This window comes from Acidobacteriota bacterium (assembly GCA_028875725.1).
Taxonomy (GTDB): Bacteria; Acidobacteriota; Thermoanaerobaculia; order Multivoradales; family Multivoraceae; genus Multivorans.
Window position 1 is genome coordinate 657,153 of sequence record JAPPCR010000015.1, and the last position, 22,664, is coordinate 679,816.

13 protein-coding genes are annotated in these 22,664 nt (G+C 67.8%); 6 read left to right on the forward strand and 7 right to left on the reverse strand.

The genetic code is table 11. The features are described from left to right. Nucleotides 1-4 precede the first annotated feature (4 nt). Complete coding sequence (locus OXI49_14230; protein MDE2691670.1) at nucleotides 5-637, reverse strand: phytanoyl-CoA dioxygenase family protein; 633 nt, start codon at nucleotides 635-637, stop codon at nucleotides 5-7. Continuing rightward, nucleotides 634-2,061 carry an MFS transporter gene (locus OXI49_14235; protein MDE2691671.1) on the reverse strand — a complete coding sequence of 476 codons (1,428 nt, stop codon included), beginning with the start codon at nucleotides 2,059-2,061 and terminating at the stop codon, nucleotides 634-636. The genes OXI49_14230 and OXI49_14235 overlap by 4 nt, the downstream gene beginning before the upstream one ends. Before the next feature lie 125 nt (nucleotides 2,062-2,186). Here OXI49_14235 and OXI49_14240 point away from each other — a divergent pair, with 125 nt between their 5' ends. Then, entirely contained in the window at nucleotides 2,187-3,098 is a 912-nt protein-coding gene (locus OXI49_14240) for a TIGR03560 family F420-dependent LLM class oxidoreductase (protein ID MDE2691672.1), read from the forward strand. Nucleotides 3,099-3,181: 83 nt separating this feature from the next. Continuing rightward, entirely contained in the window at nucleotides 3,182-4,537 is a 1,356-nt protein-coding gene (locus tag OXI49_14245; GenBank protein ID MDE2691673.1) for a hypothetical protein, read from the forward strand. Here OXI49_14245 and OXI49_14250 read toward each other — a convergent pair. Continuing rightward, nucleotides 4,534-5,262: a hypothetical protein gene (locus OXI49_14250; protein ID MDE2691674.1), complete on the reverse strand. Its 729-nt coding sequence runs from the start codon at nucleotides 5,260-5,262 to the stop codon at nucleotides 4,534-4,536. The genes OXI49_14245 and OXI49_14250 overlap by 4 nt on opposite strands. An 11-nt stretch (nucleotides 5,263-5,273) precedes the next feature. Then, the gene (locus OXI49_14255; protein MDE2691675.1) at nucleotides 5,274-7,367 is read right to left on the reverse strand and encodes a S9 family peptidase; all 2,094 of its coding nucleotides are present in this window, start codon (nucleotides 7,365-7,367) and stop codon (nucleotides 5,274-5,276) included. Nucleotides 7,368-7,428: 61 nt separating this feature from the next. Here OXI49_14255 and OXI49_14260 point away from each other — a divergent pair, with 61 nt between their 5' ends. Then, a complete protein-coding gene (locus OXI49_14260) occupies nucleotides 7,429-9,171 on the forward strand; it encodes a serine hydrolase (GenBank protein MDE2691676.1) in 1,743 nt (580 codons plus the stop codon). 77 nt (nucleotides 9,172-9,248) lie between these two features. Here OXI49_14260 and OXI49_14265 read toward each other — a convergent pair whose 3' ends face one another. Next, a complete protein-coding gene (locus tag OXI49_14265; protein MDE2691677.1) occupies nucleotides 9,249-10,073 on the reverse strand; it encodes an SDR family NAD(P)-dependent oxidoreductase in 825 nt (274 codons plus the stop codon). Nucleotides 10,074-10,111: 38 nt separating this feature from the next. Here OXI49_14265 and OXI49_14270 point away from each other — a divergent pair, with 38 nt between their 5' ends. From OXI49_14270 to OXI49_14280, 3 genes are read left to right on the forward strand one after another with little or no spacing between them, the layout of a single operon-like run. Beyond that, nucleotides 10,112-11,938: an arylsulfatase gene (locus OXI49_14270; GenBank protein ID MDE2691678.1), complete on the forward strand. Its 1,827-nt coding sequence runs from the start codon at nucleotides 10,112-10,114 to the stop codon at nucleotides 11,936-11,938. A gap of 27 nt (nucleotides 11,939-11,965) precedes the next feature. Further along, on the forward strand, nucleotides 11,966-14,947 hold the full coding sequence (locus OXI49_14275; GenBank protein ID MDE2691679.1) for a PSD1 and planctomycete cytochrome C domain-containing protein: 2,982 nt from the start codon (nucleotides 11,966-11,968) through the stop codon (nucleotides 14,945-14,947). A gap of 22 nt (nucleotides 14,948-14,969) precedes the next feature. Next, nucleotides 14,970-16,397, forward strand: a complete 1,428-nt coding sequence (locus OXI49_14280; protein MDE2691680.1) for a DUF1501 domain-containing protein — start codon at nucleotides 14,970-14,972, stop codon at nucleotides 16,395-16,397. A 100-nt stretch (nucleotides 16,398-16,497) separates the two neighbouring features. Here the strand turns inward: OXI49_14280 and OXI49_14285 are convergent, their stop codons facing one another. After that, nucleotides 16,498-18,864: a prolyl oligopeptidase family serine peptidase gene (locus OXI49_14285; GenBank protein MDE2691681.1), complete on the reverse strand. Its 2,367-nt coding sequence runs from the start codon at nucleotides 18,862-18,864 to the stop codon at nucleotides 16,498-16,500. Between the two features lie 60 nt (nucleotides 18,865-18,924). Continuing rightward, on the reverse strand, nucleotides 18,925-22,626 hold the full coding sequence (locus tag OXI49_14290; protein ID MDE2691682.1) for a DUF1080 domain-containing protein: 3,702 nt from the start codon (nucleotides 22,624-22,626) through the stop codon (nucleotides 18,925-18,927). Between the last annotated feature and the right edge of the window lie 38 nt (nucleotides 22,627-22,664).

The window sequence follows — 22,664 nt, forward strand, 5'->3', positions numbered from 1 at the left end:
TCGGTCATGAACGGGTGCGTCCAGGGTGCGCCGGCCCCGTGCACGAGGTCGCCCAGTAGAAGTACGTGATCGCCTGGCGCGGCCGCTCGCTACGGTTCGCCTCCGACCAGTGCACGGTGCGGGAGTTGTGGATTGTTGCGTCGCCCGCGTCGACCTCGACCGCCACCGCCCCCTCGGACTCCGCGCCGAAGCCTTCCAGGCCAACGACACTCGGCAGGTCCTGCCGGTGGGTGCCCTTCACGTAGAAGAGACAGCCGTTCTCCCGGTCGGCACGGTCCAGGGCGATCCACGCCGTCGCGCCCCTGCGCCGTCGGCCGATGGCATCGATATGGGGCCTGATCCCCGAGCTCTCGCCGGGAATCCTTTCGAAGCAGCCGGCGCTGGCCGGCTCCAGTTCGGCCTCCAGCAATGCCGAGATCAGCTCGGCCTGTTTGCCTCGCTGGAGCTGATCCTCGAACCACGGATCGATCCCGTTCAGGTTCTTGACGACGCCCGGGTACTCCTCGCTTCTCCTGGCTTCGCTGAGACATCCCGCGGCGCGGACACGCAGCTCTTCGAGTTCGTCCCGCGAAAGAAAGCCGCGCAGGACGACGTAGCCATCCCGGTCGAAGTCCCGTTTGAGCTGCTCCAGGCTCATCCGCCGCCGGCTCCCGTCGCACGCGCCGCACGCCTCGTTTCGAGCACGGTCAGGATCTCCTCATGCCTGGCGGCGTTCAGGCGGTACAGCATCATGAACAGAATGCCGACGCCGTAGATCACAAGACAGAGCAGTCCGCTCATCACCAGCAGGCCGGTGAGGGTCCCCGCCGAAACTCCTTCCGCCTCCGCGTTCTGCGGGAACCGGATCAGTTCCAGCCCGAAGCCCCCGATCAGGCCGCCGAAGCCCTCCGTCGCCTTCATCGCGAACTCCCGAACCGAGAAGATCGTGCCCTCGGCCCGGCTGCCGGTCCGGAGTTCGTGGTCGTCCGCGATGTCGACCAACTGGGAGTCGACCACGATGGCCATTACCGTCACCAGGGCATAGCCGACGAACAGCGGTCCGAACAGCAGGGGCAGCAGCAGCGCCGAGTCGTTCCCGGGAAACAGACCCGCCAGGCGCAGGACGTGCGGAAAGGCCACCAGGACGGCCGAGACCGCGCTGGTGAAGATGACCGTCGGTTTCTTGTCGAAGCGGCGCGTCATGTACTTGGCGAGCGGAAGGGCCACGAAGATCCCTGGAATCTTCGCGAAGGCCAGGACCGAGAACTGTTCCGTCGACAGGTCGTACACCCAGATCCAGGTGAAGATGTTGACCATGTCCAGCACACCCTGGGCCGCGGCGATGGTCAGCCAGGAGGCAGTCACCGACACGAAGGACCTGTTCGCGAGCAGTTGCCGCAGCTCTCCGTAGTGGTCGCGGAAGTTGAAGCGCCGGCGCGTGGTCGCGTGCAGATGGGGGATCTGGTCGGCCGTGCCGAAGGTACAGACGAGAACAGCCGCCAGCACCACGACTGCGCCGAACCCGGCCAGAATGACGTACCGACTCGGGTCGAGGAGCCCGTTGCTGAACGCCGGCGTGGACGGAAAGACAGCGTTCAGGACGAGCAGGCTCAGCCCGACCGCGGCGCCCGTGGCGACGACGTTGTACCAACCGAAGACCGAGGTCCTTTCGTGGTAGTCGTCGGTGAGCTCCGCGCCGAGCGCGTCGCGCGGGATGTTGTGGAAGGACGTCGCGATGCGGAGCAGGACCAGGAAGCACACCTGCCACGCGAAGAGGGCGCCCTCGCTCAGGCCCGAGACGGGCTGATACAGGAAGTAGAACGAGGTCGCGATCGGGAGGGCCGACATCAGCATCAGCGGGTGGCGACGCCCCCATCGGCTCCGGAAGCGATCGGAGATCGCTCCGACCATCGGATCGGAGACCGCGTCGACGATGCTCGCGATCAGGTAGGCGACGCCGCACAGAGCCGCCGAGACGCCGAGCACCTGGTTGTAGAAGATCAGAGTGGTGATCCGTCCGGCGACCACCATCCCCTCCTGAAAGCCGCCGGAGGAGAAGGCGAGCTTGGTGCGCAGCGGCACTCTTCGCCGACGATCGGAGCGTTGGCGGGCAGGCGAGTCGGCGGCCGTCTGGGGCTGAGTGTCGTCCGTCATCGCCGCGCGTCACAAACTTGGAACAGCGTACCACTTGGAGTAACTTACGGCCCATGGAGTTTGGCGCCCAACTCAGCAGCTACCGCGTGCCGTGGTCGGAAACCGAGGCCACGGTCCAGGCGATCGAGAACGGCACCTGGCGCAGCCTGTGGTTCTCGGACCACTTCCTGCCGCCGGCCGCTCCCAACGACGAACACCTGTCGGCCCTCGAGGTGTGGACCCTGGTCACGGCGGCGGCGGTCGTGACCGAGCGGGTGCGCCTCGGCACGCTCGCCTGCGGCGTCACCTACCGCAATCCGGCCCTGCTCGCGAAGATCTGCGCCAGCGTCGACCACATCAGCGGCGGGCGCATGGAGCTGGGGATCGGCGCAGCCTGGTTCGAGCGCGAACACCAGGCCTACGGCTGGGACTTCCCCACCCTGCGCGAGCGCTCCGACCGCCTGGAGGAGGCGGCTCAACTCATCCGCCTGCTGTTCACCGCGGATGAGGGCGAGAAGGTCACTTTCGAGGGCGACCACTACCGCCTGGACGAGGCGCCGCTCGTGCCCGGCTCGACCAACAAGCCTCACATCCCGATCCTGATCGGCGGCAACGGCGAGAAGCGGACGCTCCGCACCTGCGCCCGCTACGGCGACATCAGCAACCTCGACTTCTGGCATCCCGCCGGCGTCGACGTCTTCCGGCACAAACAGAAGGTCCTCGACCGCCACTGCGAGGACGCCGGCCGCGACCCGGCGGAGATCAAGAGAACGGTCGGCCTCCCCTTCCGGCTCTTCGCGAACGACGAGGAAGCCGCGAAGTCGCCCGGACAGCCCTGGTACTGCTGGGGCACCGCCTCCCACGTTCAGGACCTGCTGCACCAGTACGTCGAAGCCGGCGCCGAGGAGATCGTCCTCTGCGGCGTCGGCAACCGGCCTGAGGCCTGGCAGCAGATCGACGAAGAGGTTCTTTCGGCGTTCGACTGAAGCTCTCGAAGCGCCGGTTTCCGGTGCCTTTTCCCGCTAGACTCGCCGCGTCCACGGACACGAACCGGGCCAAGGAGAAACCCATGAAGTCCCGCCTCCCCTACCTCGCTCTCGCCCTCGCCTTCCTCGCGGGCGCCGCCCTCGCCGCGCCGCCAGCCAACAACGCGGCAGACCCCTCCGAGGTGACCTGGGCGGACCACGTAGCGCCCATCCTCCACAAGAACTGCGCGAGCTGTCATCGGCCCGGACAGACCGCGCCCATGTCCTTGCTGACGTACGACGAGACGCGCCCCTGGGCAAAGTCGATCCGCCGGGTCACGACCGAGCGCACCATGCCGCCCTGGTTCGCCAACCCGGAGCACGGCGAGTTCGTGGAGGATCCGAGCCTCACGGACGCCGAGATCGAGACCCTGAACAACTGGGTGGCCGTGGGCGCGCCGGCCGGCGACCTCTCGCAGGCGCCGGAGCCGCCCACCTTCGATTCCGACTGGAAGCTGGGTGAGCCGGACGTCATCTACACGGCGCCGGAGTTCCACGTCTCAGACGACATCGAGGATCACTACGAGTGGCTCCAGGTGGACAACCCGGTCGACGAGGAGCGCTGGATCCGTGCGATCGAGATCCACCCCGGATTCGTCGAAGCTGTACATCACCAACTGACGTACCTGGCGCCGCCCGACGCCACGATCGCGGGCGTGCGGAGCACGACCGGAACCCTGGACCTCACCTTCGTCGGCGGTTGGGGTCCGGGCGTCGCGCCGCTCCAGTTCGCGGAAGGGCACGGAATGCGCATGCCGCCGAACAGCACGCTGTTCTTCCAGATGCACTACCACAAGATCCCGGGTCCGGGCACCGGCGGCACCGACCAGACGACGATGGGCCTCTACTTCCACGACGAGAAGCCCGAGAACGTGGTGGAGACGCTGTGGCTGGTCGATCCGACGCTGAACATTCCGGCGGGCGATAGCGACTACCACTCCTGGTCGTCATTCACCACCGAACACGAGGCTGTCCTCTTCGACTTCACGCCGCACATGCACCTGCGGGGCAAGTCGATGACGTTCACGGCCGAGTACCCGGACGGCAGCAAGGAAGTCCTGCTCGACGTGCCGAACTATGATTTCAACTGGCAGCTCACCTACACGCCGACGGCGCCCAGGGTGATCCCGGCCGGCACGACGATCCGCGTCGACGCGAAGTTCGACAACTCGACCGACAACCTGGCCAACCCCGATCCGACGTCGAACGTGACCTGGGGCGAAGCAACGACCGACGAGATGATGGTCGGCTTCATCCACTACACGTTCAGCGACACGACGCAGCAGACGAACATGCCCACCTTCATCGTGCCCGAGCAGTTGAGGGAGCAGATGCAGCGGATCCGCGAGTTCCGCCGCCAGCAGCGGGAAGCCAAGGCAGCCGCAGAGACCGGCGACTAGTGGCCTAGTACGGCATACGTCCCGTCCAGAACCAGGCGGATCGCTACGTACAGCCCGAACATCGGCACGACGACCCAGATCGTGTTGGGCGCCCACACCCACACGAGCCGGTCCAGCCGGCCGATTGCCCGGTGTCCGCCGGAGACGTAGAAGCTCACCATGTAGAGCGAGCTGACGTAGACCCACTGCCAGAAGAGCGCGACTCCGAGGATCCCGGCGACGACGGCCGGCAGGAAACCGGTGGTCATCGACAGAAGAAGGACCATCGACGGGACTGGCGTGGCGAAGCCGTTGCCCACGTCGCAATTGAAGCCGAACGTCCGCCGATCCGTGTAGGCGTCGTCATACACGGAGTAGGCCGCCCAGACGTCCGACCATGCCGTCGGCGACAGGATGCCCGTGAGCGGGATCCCCGAGAACAGGAACAGGATGGCCGGCGGCCGGCCGGTCTCCGCGCCGCGTCCGCGCCAGTACTCGGCCCGCTGCGCGATGTAGTCGCGCCGCAGGTACAGGCAGGCCTCCCAGTAGCAGATCAGCAGGTTGATCGACAGGAACAGGCTGAGCACGAAGTAGATCGGATCGACGCTTCCGTGCAGCCGGTAACTCGCCACGTTCCAGGCCGCTGTCTGGAGGCCGACGACGATGACGACGAAGACCGCGACCGGGATCTTCGGCCCCTTCGCGCTCCCGGTTTCACTGCCCGCCGCACCGGCGGTCTCGCGCACATCCATCCCGACTAGCCGGTGCTCGCGCCGGTCTCCTCGACCGCCCCGTCTTCTTCAGACCCCGGAGCGGTCTCCCACTCGTACTCGATGCCCCGAACGTGGCGCTCGAACCAGTCGATCTCCACGTTCACCTTGAACAGCTCGTGGCGGAGCTCCCGCCAGCCGTGGGGCTCCCGCGGTGCAACGTATAGGTGGGTCTCGACTCCGTTCGCCTTCAGCGCCCGGTAGAGCTCCACCGACTGGGGCGGCGGTACGCGAACGTCGTTCTCACCAACCAGGACGAGGGTCGGCGTCGTCACCTTGTAGATGTCCCTGAGCGGCGAGTTCTCCCAGTAGACCCCGATCGGGGCGTCCTCCTGCCACGGAGTGCCCCCGAACCAGGGGGTGCGGTAGGTCCGCACGTCGCTCTGGCCGTACATCGAGATCCAGTTCACCGCGCCGGCGCCTGAGGACGCCGCCTTGAAGCGGTCGGTGTGAGTGATGATCTTGTTCGTCATGTGACCGCCGCCGCTCCAGCCCATCTTGGCCATGCGGTCGCCGTCCACCAGCCCAAGCTCGATCAGGTGGTCGACACCGGTCATCACGTCGAGGTGCGCCTGGTGGAAGTAGTGGCCGACCATGTCGCGCAGGAACGGATCGCCGTAGCCTGTACTCCCACGGTAGTTCGGCTTGAAGACGAAGTAGCCGCGGGCCGCCAGCACCTGGACGTAGTTGGACCAGCGGCCGAAGCCGAACTTGTCGGACGCCGCCGGTCCGCCGTGCGTCTGCACGACCACGGGATACCGGTTGCCCTCCTCGTAGTCGAGCGGGTAGTAGAGGAGGCCTTCGACTTCGACGCCGTCCTCGCCCGGCCAGCGGATCGCTTCCTGGCGAGGCAGCAGGAAGGTCTCGTCGAGGTAGTCGTAGGCCGCGGTCACCTTCCTCGGAGTCCCGCCCCCGGCCGGCATCACGTGGATGTCGCCGGCGTTCTCGCGGCGGTTGATCCCGAACGCGTGCAGGCCCGCTTGCTGCGAGTAGCTCCAGGAGCCCAGCGCGTGGTCGCCCTCGGTGAGCGGCACAGGCTGAGAATCGCCGACCGCGGCACGGAAGAGCTGGTTTCGCACCCCGGTGTTCGCGGTGAAGTAGATCGTGCCGGCGTCCGCCCAGCGGGCGCCGTTGACCTCGTGCAGCATGTCCTCGTACAGCAGACGGTGCGCTCCGCCGGCGGCCGGCACCACGAAGATGTTGCCGTTGTAATACGTCTCCAGATCGGCACTGGAGGTGGAGGTGAACAGCACCCACTGCCCGTCCGGCGACAGCTCGGCGCCGGACTCGGTCACCGTGTTGTCGGTGAGCTGCAGAGCGTTGCCGCCGTCGGCATCCATGAGCCAGACCTCGCCCTCGTCGCGGTTGTCGAAGAGCGGCGAAGGCGCCCGGTGGTGCGCGATCCGCGCGCCGTCCGCCGAGATTCGGAAGCCGACCACGGAGAAGTCGCCCTCGGTGATCCTCTCGACGCCGCCCCGGTCGTCGCCGGTCCAGGCGACCCGGAACAGGTGGCGCTGCTTGTAGTCCTCGTCGAAGGCGAAGACGTCGTCCTTCAGTTCGTCCTTCTTCTTCTCCTCGGGAGTCTCCGGGTCGGCAGCCACGAAGAAGATGTGCTCGCCGTCCGGCGAGAACTCGAAGCTCTGAACGGAGGTCTCGTGGCCGGTCAACGGGGCGGCTTCCCCGCCTCCGTTCGGCAGGAGGTAGATCTGCGTAGTGTCCTCCTCGCCGCGATTCGCGAGGAAGGCCACGTAGTTCCCGTCCGGGGACCAGCGCGGACTACGCTCCCCCTTCTCGCCGTAGGTCAACCGGACGTCTCCCGCACCGTCCATCCCGATCCGGCGGATGTGGGTGGTGCGACCGTTCTTCTTCCAGTCCGTGTCGCTGCGGGTGTAGAGGAGCTGGGCGCCGTCCGGGGAGATTCGCGGACTGCCAACACCGGGCACGTCGATCAGGTCGACGATCGTCATGGGCCGCTTGTCCGCGGCGAAGCCGGCGGACGCGACCAGGGCGGCAGACAGGAACACAAGGGGCCGTGGCCTGGGGCTGCCGCCGCCCAGGTACCGCCTCGGGTTGTGCGTCATCGGGCGTAGCATCGTATCGTGCTCGGCCTTGCGATCCTGATCAGGCAGAGGAGATCGAAACATGAGGCATGACCCTCTCCGTCAACCGAACCCACGCCGGCGCCGGACCCTCCTGGGGTATCTGCTCCTCGGCCTGGCGGTCTGCGCCGGTGCCTCGGCTCAGGACGTCGAGCAGTCGGCGCCAACGGTGGCGGAGCAGGTCGACGCGGTCTTCAGGGCGTGGGACCGGGACGACACGGCCGGTTGCGCCGTCTCCATCACCAGGGCCGGCGAGACCGTCTACGCCCGCGGATTCGGCATGGCCCACCTCGAGCAGCCGGCGGCCATCACGCCCGAGACGATCTTCGAGGCCGGCTCCGTCTCCAAGCAGTTCACCGCCGCCGCCATCGTGCTCCTCGCCCTCGACGGCAAGCTCTCGCTCGATGACCCGGTGCGTGAGTATCTTCCCGAACTGCCGGACTTCGGCGCGCCGGTCACGATCCGCCACCTGCTGACCCACACCAGCGGGCTCAGGACGTTCCGGCCGCTGGTCGCCCTCCGGGGGCGGCCCGACGGCTTCGCCGCGCATACCAACGCCGAAGTCCTGGCCCTCATGGCCCGGCAGAGGGATCTCAACTTCCTGCCCGGTGAGGAGTACCTCTACAGCAACGCTCCCTACATCCTGAGCGTGGTGCTCGCCGAGCGCATTTCCGGGCAGTCGTTCAACGAGTTCACGACCGAGCGGATCTTCGGTCCGCTGGGCATGACGAACACACTCTGGCGGGACGACTTCACGCAGATCGTCAAGGGTCGCGCCACCGCCTATGGGACCGGCAGGAGCGGCGGGCTCCACAAGAACATGGCGAACACCGAGGTCTTCGGCAACGGCGGCCTGCTGACGACGGTGGGCGATCTGCAGCGCTGGAACCAGGAGCTCGACGAGCCGAAGCTCCTCGGCCAGCAGCTCGTCGACATGCTGGAGACTCCCGGACGGTTCAACGACGGGACCGAGAGCGACTACGCCCTCGGGCTCGCTATCGGCGAGTACCGTGGCGAACGCGAGATCTCGCACAGCGGCGGCACCGCCGGCTACCGGTCCTGGCTGGCCCGCTATCCCAACCGCGACCGCCTGTCGCTCGCTCTCCTGTGCAATCACGGCGACATCAATCCGGTCGCGATCGGTCGCCGCGCGATCGACGTCTTCCTCGGGCCAGACGACGAGGCCGCGGACGCGGAGAGTCCGCAGCCGAGCGTCGAGGTCCCGCTGGAAGACCTGGAACGCTGGGCGGACCCCTACCTCCATACCCGTACCGACTCGATCGTCCCGATCACCGTCCGAAACGGCGGGCTCTACTTCGGCGCGGTGAGAACCAGGCCCCTGGGCGAGGACCGGTTCGCGGTCGGCCTGTCCGGCCTCATCGTCGCGTTCGACGCGGACGAGGACGGCACGAGAACGGCGACCCTGGCGGACGATCCGAAGCGCCGCTACAGGGCGATGCCCGCGGTGACTCCCACGCCCGAGGAGCTGGCGGAGTACGTCGGCTCCTACACGAGCGACGAACTCGACGTTACCTACTCGGTCGAGTTCCAGGACGGCAAGCTGCTGTTTCGCCGTCCGCTCGAGAAGCCGCGCACACTCGATCCCCTGTTCAAGGACGCCTTCGAACTGAGCGATCCGTTACTGGAGAGGTTTCCGGCCCGCGCGCTGTTCAGCACCTTCGTCGCCTGGCCGGCGCGCTTCGAGCGAGATGCCAACGGACGTGTCAGAGCCCTCTACATCAGCGATTCGTCGCGGGTGCGGCGGCTGCGGTTCGACCGCCGGTAGGCGCAGCAGAAGTTCGGAAGCCGGCGCTGCACGCCGGATGCCGGCGGGGACGCCGGCGCACCCAGCGTGGGACGCGTTCAGCCGATGTCGCCGGTGTTCCCGGCCATCAGCCGGATCGCCGCCTTGCGCGGCAGGAGACGCGTAAGCAGCACGGCGACCAGACGGTTGACGAGTCCAGGCACAAACCGCGGACCCTTGCCCAGCGCATCCAGCGTCCGCCGCGCCACCGCGTCGGGGTCGAGCATGCCCGGCACCCGGCCCTTGCCCGAGCGCTTGTAGCCCGGCGTGGGAATCGCGCCGGCGCAGCAGGCCACCACATCGATGTCCTGTTCGCGGAGCTCCTGCCACAGGCCCTCGCCGAGGACCGTGCTGAATGCCTTGGTCGCGGCGTAGGCAGCCACCCGCGCCGTCCCCTGCAGGCCCGCCAGCGAGGACATCAGGATCACCGCGCCGCGGCCACGCCGCTCGAGACCCGGCAGCAGCGTGTGCAGCATGACGACCGGTGCCCGCACGTTGACGTCGACCGCCCGCTCGAGCGCTCGGGCGTCGTTGTCGACGAAGCGCCCCACCGGCACGAAGGCAGCGTTGTAGACGAGCACGCCCAGGTCGAGGTCCGCAGTGGCGGTAGCGAGGCCGTCGGCGAGATCGGAACTGGCGAGGTCCATCGCAAGCGGCCGCACCTCGACGCCGTACCGATCGCGAAGCCGGCCCGCCAGGTCGCCGAGCAACGATTCGCGCCGGGCGATGAGCACGAGGTCCATGCCGCGTTCGGCGAGGCACTCCGCGAAGGAGGCGCCAAGACCCTCCGAGGCGCCAGCGACGAGTGCCCAGTCGCCGTACCGGTCACGGAACGCCGTCCCGGCTTCGGGCTTGCGCGCGGTCTCCGCTACTCTGCGTGCCACCGCTCGCTCTTGGAAACACCCACCATGGAGACTCGATCGTGAGGCTAACAACGTCTCTTCCCGGTGTTCTGCTGTCCGCGCTCGCCACGACGACCGCGTTCGCGCAGCCGCCCAACGTCGTCATCGTGATGACGGACGATCAGGGCTACGGCGAACTGTCCGCCCACGGAAACCCCGTGCTCGAGACTCCGCATCTCGACCGGCTACGCGGCGAGAGCGTGCGCCTGGACGACTTCCACGTGGCGCCGATGTGCACACCGACCCGCGGGCAACTGCTGACCGGCATGGACGCCGCCCGCAACGGCGCGATCAACGTCAGCAGCGGTCGAGCGCTCCTGCGGCCGGAGATTCCGACGATGGCCAACATCTTCGCCGACGCGGGCTACCGGACCGGGGTGTTCGGCAAGTGGCACCTCGGCGACAACTACCCCTTCCGGCCGGAGGACCGCGGCTTCCACGAAACGGTGTGGTTCCCCTCCTCCCACATCGGTTCGGTGCCCGACTTCTGGGGCAACGACTACTTCGACGACACCTACATCCGCAACGGCAGGCGGCAGGCGTTCAAGGGGTACTGCACGGACATCTTCTTCGCCGAGGCGATCGACTTCATGCGACGCTCGGCGGAGTCCGGCGATCCCTTTCTCGCCTACATCGCGCCCAACACGCCACACGGTCCGCTGATCGCCAAGGAGGAGGACGAAGCCGCGCTGGCGGCCGCGCTGGCGAGGCCCGAGTTCGCCGACATGAGCACGGCACTGAAGGGCCGGCTGGCCAGCTATCTGGGCATGGTCCGGAACATCGACACGAACATGGGCAAGCTCGCCGAGTTCCTCGAGGAGGAAGGGCTTCGGGAGAACACGATCGTGATCTTCATGACAGACAACGGCAGCACCCACGGCCCGCTCTACTTCAACGCCGGCATGCGCGGCATGAAGACCGAGTTGTGGGAAGGCGGCCATCGGGTGCCCTTCTTCATCAGTTGGCCGAACGGCGACCTGGCGGACCCGCGGGACGTCACGGGCCTGACTCAGGTCCAGGATGTCCTGCCGACGCTTCTGGACCTCGCCGGCATCGAAACGCCGGCCGCCCGGAACTTCAACGGCATGAGTCTGGCCCCCGTCTTGCGCGGAGATGCTGCTGTGCCCGAGGACCGCATGCTGATCATCAACTACAGCCGGATGCCGTCCGGATTCAACTACCCCTCCCCGTACACCCAGTCGATCCTGACCCGCAGTCATGCGGGGGTCCTGTGGAAGCACTGGCGCCTGCTCGAAGACCGCGAGCTCTACGACCTGGCATCCGATCCGTTGCAAACCACGAACGTGATCGACCAGCACCCGGACGTCGTCGCCAGGATGCGGGACCATCTCTACGAGTGGTGGGACGAGGTGGCCCCGACCGCCAACGAGCCCCAGCGGATCGTTATCGGCAACGACATCGAGAATCCCATGATGCTGACCGGCTGCGAGTGGCTCGACGTCTTCGTCGACCAGCAGGCGCAGGTTCGACGCGGCACCCGGAAGACCGGCTATTGGCTGCTCGACGTGGCCGTGGCGGGCGAGTACGAGTTCGCGCTCCGGCGCTGGCCCCGGGAACTCGACGTACCGCTTGCGTCGGCGCCCGAGGGCAGCACGGCGCTGCCCATCTCCTCGGCACGCCTGTTCATCAGCGACCACCATCACCTGGACATCGGCGACAAGAGGCCCTACGGCTTCGAGGGACTGACGACGCGAGTCGGCGCCGACGACACGGAGGCCACCTTCACGGTGACCCTGCCCGAGGGCACCATCGCCCTGCACACCTGGTTCGAAGAAGGGCGGGAAGTCATCGCGAGCGCCTACTACGTGTACGTGACGAGGAAGTAGAATCCACCGTTCAATCCAGAGTCCTCAATGATCCGCGCTGCGCCCTTCCTGTTTGCCTGGCTGGCGGCGGTCGGAACGGTCGCCGGCGCCTCGGAGATCGATCCCGCCGACCTCGAGTTCTTCGAGTCGAAGATCCGGCCGGTCCTGGCTGAGCGCTGCTACCAGTGCCACGGCGGCGATCCCGCGAAGATCCGTGGCGGCCTGATCCTGCTCGACGCGGAAGGCGTGCGCGCCGGCGGCGACAGCGGCGCCGTGATCGTCCCGGGATCACCCGAGGACAGCCTGATGATCGAGGCGCTCCGCTACGAGGGTCTCACCCAGATGCCGCCGGACGGCAAGCTGGCGGCCCATGTGATCGCCGACTTCGAGCAGTGGATCCGCCGCGGCGCGCCCGACCCGCGCACCGGCGGGAAGCAGACGGTGGTGGCCACCAGAACCGCCGAGACGTTCGACTACGGCCCCGGCCGCGAGCACTGGGCCTTCCGCAGGGTCGAGGATCCCGCGCTACCCGAGGTCCGGAACGAGGCCTGGGTCAGCCATGACCTCGACCGCTTCATCCTGTCGCACCTCGAGGAGCGCGGCCTCGCGCCGGTGGCGCCAGCCGACAAGCGCACGCTGCTGAGACGCGCGACCTTCGATCTGATCGGCCTGGCCCCGTCGGAAGCCGAGATCGAGGACTTCCTCGCCGATTCGAGCCCCGACGCCTTCGCGAAGGTCGTCGACCGGCTGCTCACCTCGCCTCACTACGGTGAGCGCTGGGGCCGCCACTGGCTCGACATCGCCCGCTACGCCGACTCGAACGGCCTGGACGAGAACATCGCGTTCCCCAACGCCTTCCGCTACCGCGACTACGTCGTCGATTCCCTGAACCGCGACAAGCCCTTCAACCGCTTCGTCCGCGAGCAGATCGCCGGCGATCTGATGCCGGCGGAGACCGACGCGCAGCGCTTCGAGCAGATCACCGCCACCGGCTTTCTGATGCTGGGCCCCAAGGTGCTCGCCGAGCAGGACGTCGACAAGATGCTGATCGACATCGTCGACGAGCAGGTCAACACCCTGGGCCGTGCCTTTCTCGCCCTGCCGGTCGGCTGCGCCCGCTGCCACGACCACAAGTTCGATCCGATCCCCACCGCCGACTACTACGCGATGGCCGGCATCCTGCGCTCGACCGAGACGATGAGCGACGCCGCCGGCATGCGCTGGTTGGAGCGGCCACTGGCCCCGGAAGACGAGATCGCCGAGTACGAGGCGGCGCAGAGGCTGGTCGCCGAGGCGCAGGAGAAGGTCGACGGGGTGGTCCGCGAGCAGAACGACGTCCTGCGTGGCCCCCGCCGCGCGGCCCTCGCCGAGTACCTGCTCGCCGCGGAGGAGGCCTACCCGAGCTGGAGCGACGACGAGGCGAAGCAGGAGGAAGCCCGCGAGACGATCGCCGGAGTGGCCCAGGGCCGGGGCCTGGAGCCGCCGGTCCTCGAGCGCTGGGTCAGGGCCTTCTACCGCTACCGGGAGGGCCCGCCGGTCGAGGGGGACGCCCCGAGCCCGAGTACCGTCTTCGTGATCTGGAACGCCTACGCGGCCTCCTCGCCCGATCGCTACGAGCAGGTGACCGAGGAGCTGAGGGCGATCATCGCCTCGGAGAAGGTGCTGATCGCGCCCCTCACCCGAAGCCTCGTCCGCGGACCGGCGCCGAAGACGCTGGAGGAGGTCGCCTGGCGCTACGCGAGCCTGTTCGCGACGATCGAGATCGCCTGGGAAGAACACCTCATGCGACTCGGGCTCAAGGACGAGGACGACCTCGCGTCCTCCGACTTCAGGCTCCCCCGCGAGCAGGAGGAGTTGCGCTGGCTGGTCTACGACGGCTACTTCTGCATCCTCTGCCTCGACCAGGAAGAGGAAGAGAAGCTCTACCCGCCGGAGGCCCTGGAGCAGCTAGCCGGGCTGCGCGCCGAGGTCGAACGCCTGGAGGAAGCGTCCCCGCCCGCACTGCCTTACGCCATGGCCGTGGACGAGACCGCGACAGTCGATCTGCCGGTGCATATCCGCGGCAGCCATCTGAACCTCGCCGAAGAACCCGAGCCGCGCGGCTACCTGAAGGTCACGGACCACCTGGTGCCGCCGCCGCCGGTCGCCGGCGACACGAGCGGCCGCCTCGAACTGGCGCGCTGGATGACACACCCCGAGCACCCGCTCACCGCGCGCGTCATCGTCAACCGCGTCTGGCACTGGCACTTCGGCCGCGGCATCGTCGACACGCCGAGCAACTTCGGCGCGATCGGCAGCGTTCCCAGCCACCCTGAGCTTCTCGACTGGCTGGCGCGCCGCTTCGTTGAGGGCGGCTGGTCGCTCAAGGACCTGCACCGAGACATCATGCTGTCGAGCACCTATCGGTTGTCCACCGACTACGACGCCGCCAACGCAGCCGTCGACGAGGAGAACCGCCTCCTCTGGCGCAACAACCGGAGACGCCTCGAGGTCGAGCCGATTCGCGACGCCCTGCTGCAGCTCGCCGGCCGGCTCGATCTGACGATCGGTGGACGGGTGGAGGAGTACAAGGCCAGGGGATACGTCTTCGGCGAGTACGGCCCACTCGACCGGGTCGACATCTACGACGCGCCGCGGCGTTCGATCTACATGCCGGTCGTGCGTACCGCGGTCTATCCGATCTTCGGCGGCTTCGACTTCGGCGACGCCAGCGACTCGGTAGGCGATCGATCCGAGACGGTCGTGCCGCGGCAGGCGTTGCTAATGATGAACAGCCCCTTCGTCGAGGAAGCGGCGCTCGGCTTCGCAAGGCAACTGCTGGAGATCGAGGACGCCGACGCCGCGGATCGCATCGATACCGCCTTCGTCCGCGCCTACGGGCGCCCGGCCGACGCGACCGAGATCGCCGACAGCCTCGCCTTCCTCGACGAGATGCGGAGCCTGGCGCCGGCGGACGAAGCGGAGGTCTACGCCTGGACGCGCCTCGCCCATGTGATCCTCGCGGCGAGCGAGTTCATCTACATCAACTAGGTTCACGTTCAGCTCACCGACCATGCGCTACCCCCACTACCAGCCGCCACCGCTCACCCGCCGCCAGATGCTGAAGACCTGCGGCTGCGGCTTCGGCGGCCTGGCGCTCTCTTCCCTGCTCCAGCGCGACGTCCTGGCCGCGACAGCCACGAACCCGCTGGCGCCGCGCGTGCCGCATTTCGCGCCTAAGGCCAAGCGGATCATCTTCCTGCACATGCACGGCGGCCCGTCGCAGCACGACCTGTTCGAGTACAAGCCGCTGCTCATCCGCGACGACAACAAACCGCTGCCCTTCGCCAAGCCGCGAGTCCAGTTCAACGAGACCGGCAACCTGTTCAAGAGCCCCTGGGAGTTCAGGCAGCACGGCCAGTCCGGCGCCTGGGTGAGCGAACTGCTGCCCAACATCGCCTCCGTGGTCGACGATCTCTGCTTCATCCGCTCGATGTGGGGCACGAACGCCGCCCACGGCGGGGCCATCCTGGCGATGAATACGGGTAGCGACCGCTTCGTGCGCCCGTCGATGGGCTCGTGGATCGCCTACGGACTCGGCACCGAGAACGAGAACCTGCCCGGCTTCATCACGATCTGCCCCTCGTACCAGCACGGCGGCGTCCAGAACTACTCGTCCGCCTTCTTGCCCGCCGCCTACAACGGCACGGCGATCGGCACGACGCGGATGAAGACGGAAGACGCGACGATCGACTTCCTCGACAACGAATCGGTGTCGCCCGAGGTCCAGCGGAGCGAGCTCGACCTCCTCCAGCGCTGGCAGCGCCGCCAGCTCGAGCAGACCGGCCCCGACCAGGCGCTCGAGGGCCGCATCGAGTCGTTCGAGCTCGCTTTCCGCATGCAGACGGAGGCGCCCGAGCTGATGAGCATCGAGGGCGAGTCCGAGGCCACCCGGCGGCTCTACGGACTCGACGACCCGGTGGCCAGCAACTTCGGGCTCCGCTGCCTGCTGGCCCGGCGCTTCTCGGAATCGGGCGTGCGCTTCGTGCAGGCGACCCACGGCCCGGACACGAAGTGGGACCACCACTCGGGCCTGATCACCGGCCTGCCGCAGAGCTGCGCCGAGGTCGACAAGGGGGTCGCCGGCCTGATCAAGGACCTCAAGTCACGCGGACTGCTGGACGAGACCCTGGTGCTCTGGGGCGGCGAGTTCGGGCGCACCCCCGGCGCCGAAGCCGGCGCCAGAAACGGCCGCGACCACAACCCCCACGGCTACACGATGTTCATGGCCGGCGGCGGCGTGAAGCCGGGCCACAGCCACGGCCGCACCGATGACTACGGCTACTACGCGATCGAGAACAAGGTCCACATCCACGACCTCCACGCCACGATCCTGCACCTGCTCGGTCTCGACCACGAACGGTTGACCTACCGCTCGCAGGGACGCGACTTCCGTCTGACAGACGTCGAAGGCCTGGTCGTCGACGACATCATCGTCTGAAAGAAACGGGGCGCGCCGGTGAGGCTGACCTCGCCTCGGTGCCCGAGCACGGCACGGCGCTGCCCATCTCCTTCGCACGCATGCTCATCAGCGACCACATTCACGGTGTCTCTGCCGGGAGGACCACTGCTCCGTCCTCGTCGATCTCAAGGCTCAGGTGTTCGGCCAGGAACTCGAGGCGCCGCTCCCAGAAGTCGATCACATTGGGCCGCTTGGAGATCACATGCCCTTCACCGCCGTACAAGCGGTACTCGACCGGCTTCTGGAGTCGCTCCAACGCGACGAAGATAGCCTCGGAGGGCACCAGATCGCCGTCATGCTCGCCCTGTCCGATCAGAAGCGGGGTGTCGATGCGGTCGAAAGCGAACAACGGTGAGTTCTCCCGGTAGCGCTCGGGAAACTCCCACATGCTGCCCCCCATGTGGCCCTGGCCCTGCTCGTAGTATCCCGGGCGATGCACCCCCCCGACGTAGGCCGCGAACAGATCCGGGTGAGTGACCGCGGCCGTAATCACTGCGGCCTTGAAACGGTGTGTCCGCGTGATGATGCCGAGGACGTTGTACGCGCCGTAGCTCTGGCCCATGAGCGCGAGCCGCCCGGAGTCGGCGTAGCCTTGATCGATCACGGCGTCCACGCCCGTCATCACGGACTCCATCACATCCTTGATCGGCGACCCCACGCGGATCGGCGCATTGGGGAAGAAGACGGCGTAACCCCTGGTGGCGAGCACATGCATGTTGAACGCCGGGTAGCCCGCCAGCCCGAACTGGTTGACGGAGTCTGAGCCGCGACGGGCATACCTTGAGCCGTGAACACCTCCGTAGACCCACACGACGAGGGGCAACCGCTCGCCCTCCCGGTATCCGGGAGGAAGCAGGAGTGACCCGGCCAGCGGCGCGCCGTCTCGGCTCTGCCACTCGATGAGCCTGGCGGAGCCCAACTCGTAGCGTTGCAGTCCCGGATTGATCCGGGACCGCTGGCTGGACGCTCCAGTACGCGTGTCGAACGTCCAGATGTCCTCCAGGTGCTTCTGGTCGGTGGAGACGAAGGCAAGCTCGCCGGTCTCGGTGTTCGCATCGACGTTCAGGATCCCCGAGTACAACTTCCGCTCGGTAAGCGAGGCGCGGCTCGCGCCGGAGATGCGATCGACGGCAAAGATCCCGGATTCCCCGCCGCTCTCGGTGCGTGCGATGACCCAGAGAGTCCGACCTCCATCGGTGGTCCAGGCAGTCTCGTCATGCGGACCGGCTACGATGACCCCAATCCGCCAACCTGGAATGTCGGTCAGGCGGCGGAGCGAGCCGGTGCCGAGCGAAACCTCCCACAGGTCGCCGTCACCGACCCCGTACACCCGCTCCCCGGCCGAGTCCCACAGGGGCCTCAAGTAGCCTTGGCCTGGCACAAGGCTCGGTACATGCGCTTCACCGATCTCGGTGACGTTGCCGTCGGCGATGGAAGCAACCATCAGCCGTCCAGGTTCGCCGGCGGCAGCCGCAGCGAAGGCGGATCGTCCCGCCGGGAACCACGCGACATGGCGGTTGTCCGGCGACCAGCTCCATTCGATGCCATAACGGAGCCGCACATTGGTGCCAACAGTCCGCGTCCAGCCGGTGGCAACTTCGTGGACGATCAAATCGAAGTTGGTCTGCTCGCTCGCTGGCTCGCGTCCCTTCTCCACGGTGTATGCAACGTGCCGCCCGTCCGGGGAGAAGGCCCAGTCCCATATCGCCTTGCGCTCGACGAGCCTTGTCACCTCCCCGCTCAAACTGACCACCCCCAAATCCCCTTCGTCGAGAAGGTCGCCGGTGGGCGGAAGGCGTTCGGACGGCGGTTCCACGTCGGGAGGATCGATCGACTCGATCGGGGCATCGACGCGCCGCACCCATACAGAGGGCGCATCCGGCCCCGTGTCCGGAAAGCGGGAGGGAGTGGCTCCGGGAACCGGACTATCCACACCGTTGGCGCCGGCTATCGACTCGCCAGTTGGCAGGATCTTGACGAGGATTGCGTTGCCGTCAGGATTCCATCGCGGCATCTCAAATCCGAAGTACGACAGCACGACCACGCTGCCCAGGCGCTCGGCCCGGCGCGCGCTTGCATCCCAGATCCAAAGAGCGGCCTCGCCACCCTCGTCCGAGAAAAAGGCCACCGACTTGCCGTCCGGCGACCAGACTCCCGCCCAACTGGAGCTGTGCTCGCCACCTAGTCGTATCGACTCGGAATCCGCGAGCCTGGTCACCGTCGCCTCCATGCGGGGCCCCCCCGGCACGGTCTCATCCGTCTCCACCGTGTGGGCGATCCAGGCTCCGTCAGGCGAGAAGTTGATCGACGAGCGTGCGTGGTGGCCGTGCACGGAGACTGCGATCTCGAGCGGCAGTGGCTCCCGGATTCGCGTCCGCGTCGATTGAGCCAGGACCAATGACGCGGCGCTGGTGAGGGCGATCGTCGCGATCAGCACAGAGCCCACAACACGAGCGCTTCTCCTACGAGGACCATCCGTTCGTTGAATCACGCTGAATCTCCTGGGCTAGCGAAGCGTCGTCAGGTACTCGACCAGATCGATGAGTTCTTCGACCGTCATCTGGCTCGAGAGATCGGAGGGCATGATCGACACCGACTGCGGTACGACGCTCTCTACCTCCGCGCGCTCGTACTCGGTGACGACGCCGCCCTCGGTTCTGACGATCAGACGACTGTCGGTCTCCGAGACCAGCATCCCGACCACGGACTCGCCGTTCGCGAGCTCGAACAGGTGGGGCGCGTAGGTCGGCGAAACCGAGGCGCTCGGATCGAGAATCGACTCGTAGAGGCCCTTCTTGGCCAGCTTGGCGCCGATCGTCGAGAGATCCGGGCCGTACTCGGTGCCGTGGCCCGCAACGATGTGACACTCGCCGCAGGTCGCCGAGGCGAAGACCTCGCGGCCGCGGTCGACGTCGCCGAGAAGGACGAGCAGGTCGGTCATCTGCGGCAACGGCTCGGGGCTCTTCGTCGACGGCAGCGGGTACACCACCGCGGCGCGCTCCCGGACGGGAACCTGCATCACGCTCGAGAGCGCCGCCCCCGCGACTTCGTGCAGCTCTTCGGGCAGCTTCCGCTGCTCGCCCAGTTCCACCAGCCGCTCCGCGCCCGCCCTGGTTCTCGCCAGTCCGCGCACCGCCTGGTCGCGAGGTCCCCAGTCGAGAGAGTCGCCGAGCGCCGCGGCCTCGAGGTGGGCGACCGCCCCGGGTTCACGCGAGCGACCGAGGGCTTCGACCAGCTTCGCCGCCTCGGCACCCGCAGCGCCGGCGAGAAACGACTCGATGACGTCGTGTCGGCCGCCGGCCAGCAGAGCACTGACCGCCGCCTGTCCGACCGCCTCGGCGCCATGCCGGGCGGCAATCCCGGCCAGCTTCGGAAAGTGGGCATCGAGCTCGTAGCGACTCACGAGGCGCACGAAGGGGCCCGCTGCCACATCCGTACTGAGAAGCGTAGAGAGCGCCGAGGCGACCTCGGGGTCGTTCTCCAGATCGATGCGCTCCAGACGCACCGCCGCCTCGCTGGCGATGAACGCGGCCGCCGGACCCGCATCCCCTGCCGCATCGAGAAAGACACGCCGGAGGGCGTCTTCCTTCGCCGCACTCTCCGCCTGGAAGTCGAAGGCGCGGAGGTAACGGGCGGCATCCGAGGCGTCGAGGTCAACGTCCGCCAGAATCCTCCGCAGAAGCGCCGGCGTCGCGGCGGCCCGCGACCTCCAGATCAGATCGCGGCCGGCGGCGGCGTTCCACTCGTCGCCCGCCCTCGCGAGCCAGGCGGCGAGCAGCTCGTCCCAGCGATCCGCGGCCGCGATGCCGAGCGCCTCCAGATACCACCGGTCTTCGCCGTCGTGGCGCAGGGCAAGCCGGGCCCACAGGTCGGCAGCGGCCTCGACCTCGTTGCCCCGCAGCGCCAGGGCGACCTCACGGCGCACCTGCGGCGAAGCATCGGCGGCGGCCTGTTCCAGCACCCGCTCGAGTCCCGTCTCCAACTGGCGCGCCGCTCGCACCGCCACGACCCGGATGTCCTCGTCGTCATCGGCCAGCGCACGCTCGATCCACAACGGGCCGCGACCGTTGATCCTGCTGAGCAGCCAGAGGGCGCGGGCCCTGAAGACCGCCCGGTCGGACTCGAAGAGCCCGGCGAGCGCCTCCTCCGCATCGCTGCCCATGGCACGCAATGCCTGCCAGGCGCCGAACCGGGCATCGGCATTGGGACTCTCCAGCGCCTCCACCGCGCCCGCGGCCGTCGAGAAGTCGTACTCGGACCCTTGGCTGCGATGACCGGGCGGCGCGAGGCGGAAGACGCGTCCCCGATCGAGATCGGCCTGACGGTTCCAGCCGACGACCGGGTCGTACCAGTCGCTGACGTAGACCGCTCCGTCGGGAGCCACGGCGACGTCGACGGGCCGGGCCCAGCGATCCTCGCCGCCGAGCAGCGGCACCATCTCCCCGCTCCAGCCGGCGCCCGTCTTCTCGGTGGCGACCCCGCGCACTACCCCGGGACCGGCGTCGGCGTGCAGGGGTCGGTCCCAGTAGACGTCGGGCAGCAGCCGCCCCTCGTAGACCGTGATGCCGGCGGGCGAGCCGGCACCGAGGTACACCGAGTTGGGGACGACTCCCGGATCGTTCTGATGCCAGTGCCTCTCCCAGGAGATGTCGCTCTGCCCGGTCCGGGGCTGGGCCCAGGCGGCCGCCGTCATCTCGTCGCGGTAGCCGTAGTTGCCGTACTCCATGACGTAGTTGATCCGCACGCCGCGGTAGCCGTCGTCGTCGTTGTCCGACTGCCAGAGATTGCCGAACGAGTCGACGGCGACCTCGTAGTTGTTGCGGAAGTTGTGACCCAGGACCTCGAAGTCGCTGCCGTCGGGGTTGCAGCGAAAGACCATGCCTCCCAGGTAGTGCGGCTCGATGTCGTCGAACTCGCCCGGACGGAATCGCGTGACGCGGCGCTGGGCGACCGGCAGACCGAAGCGGTCGTACACGAGCCGGCCCCGCGCATCGTGCACGTACATGCCGGCGTTGCCCATGTTCCAGTAGTACTTGCCGTCGGGTCCGAAGACGAAGGAGTGCGTGGAGTGGTCGTTCTGGGCGAGGCCGGTCCGCGTGAACAGCGACTCCTTCGAGTCGGGAAGGTCGTCGCCGTCCTCGTCCGTGAAGACGATCACTTCGGGCGCCGCGGTCACGATGACCTGGTTCCCCAGCACCGCGATGCCGAGCGCGGCGTCGATGTCGCGACCCTGGTAGAAGACCTTGGCCTGGTCGGCGACGCCGTCACCGTCGGCATCGTCGAGGATCAGGATGCGATCGCCCTCCGGACGCTCGTCGTTCTCACCGTGTTCGCGGTAGTTCATGACGTCGATGACCCACACGCGGCCGTGGCGGTCGACGTCGAGGTTGGTCGGGCTCGCCAGGAGCGGTTCGGAAGCGAAGAGGATCGCTTCGACGCCCGGCGGTGTCCGGCGCAAGGCCGTACCGCTAGTCGGATCACGCACGCTGTCCACGGCCGCTGGCGCCGGCGCGTCGACGGCGGTTCGCGGGCCTCCGAACCCGAGCAGCGGAGCCGGTCTCAACGCCTCCTCGAGCACCGCTTCGTTCATCCCGGCCAGCTCCACCACGGGGTCTCGCGTAAGCGTGGCATCGCGGAAGCGGACCTCCTGCGGCGGCCCCGAGTGGATCTGGAAGGCGAGGAGGCCCTCGAGCTCCCCCGCTTCGTCGAGGGTCGCCACCGACAGGCGCCCGTTGATGGCCGTCCAGATGCGGTGGCCGACGGCGAGAATCTCGTAACGGTTCCACTCGCCCGGCCGAACGTGGCGCTCGCCGGCGTCCGTCCAGTCGAGCTGCCCGCGTCCGTACTCATGGTAGAGGCGGCCCCAGACGCCAAGACCGATGTCGGCCTGGTACCCCACCGCGTGGCCGTTCTCGAGGCGGCTCGACCGGAACTGAATCCCGGCGTTGAGCCGATTCGGCACGAGCTTCACTTCCACCGACAGATGGAAGTCGCCGACCGGCTCAGGGGCGTAGAGGAACTCGTTTCGCGGCACTCGTTCGGTGGCGAGGCCGATCAACTCGCCGTTCTCGAATCGCCACAGCTCCGGCGAACCCCGCCACGTCTCGAGGTCGGCGCCGGCGAAGAGATCCTCGGCCCATGCGGCCGGCGCGACCGCCGCGGCGGCGGTGAGCAGGACGACGAGGAGAGCGGGCGCGTAACGGATCACGGCAGCGGAAGGGTGCGAACGCAGGCGTGTACTGTAGC

Bases quoted from the DNA above. Each gene is read 5' to 3' on its own strand.
- OXI49_14260 (MDE2691676.1), top strand. From the start codon at position 7,429: ATGAGGCATGACCCTCTCCGTCAACCGAACCCACGCCGGCGCCGGACC.
- OXI49_14245 (MDE2691673.1), top strand. From the start codon at position 3,182: ATGAAGTCCCGCCTCCCCTACCTCGCTCTCGCCCTCGCCTTCCTCGCG.
- OXI49_14275 (MDE2691679.1), top strand. From the start codon at position 11,966: ATGATCCGCGCTGCGCCCTTCCTGTTTGCCTGGCTGGCGGCGGTCGGA.
- OXI49_14255 (MDE2691675.1), bottom strand. From the start codon at position 7,367: ATGACGCACAACCCGAGGCGGTACCTGGGCGGCGGCAGCCCCAGGCCA.
- OXI49_14240 (MDE2691672.1), top strand. From the start codon at position 2,187: ATGGAGTTTGGCGCCCAACTCAGCAGCTACCGCGTGCCGTGGTCGGAA.
- OXI49_14280 (MDE2691680.1), top strand. From the start codon at position 14,970: ATGCGCTACCCCCACTACCAGCCGCCACCGCTCACCCGCCGCCAGATG.
- OXI49_14230 (MDE2691670.1), bottom strand. From the start codon at position 637: ATGAGCCTGGAGCAGCTCAAACGGGACTTCGACCGGGATGGCTACGTC.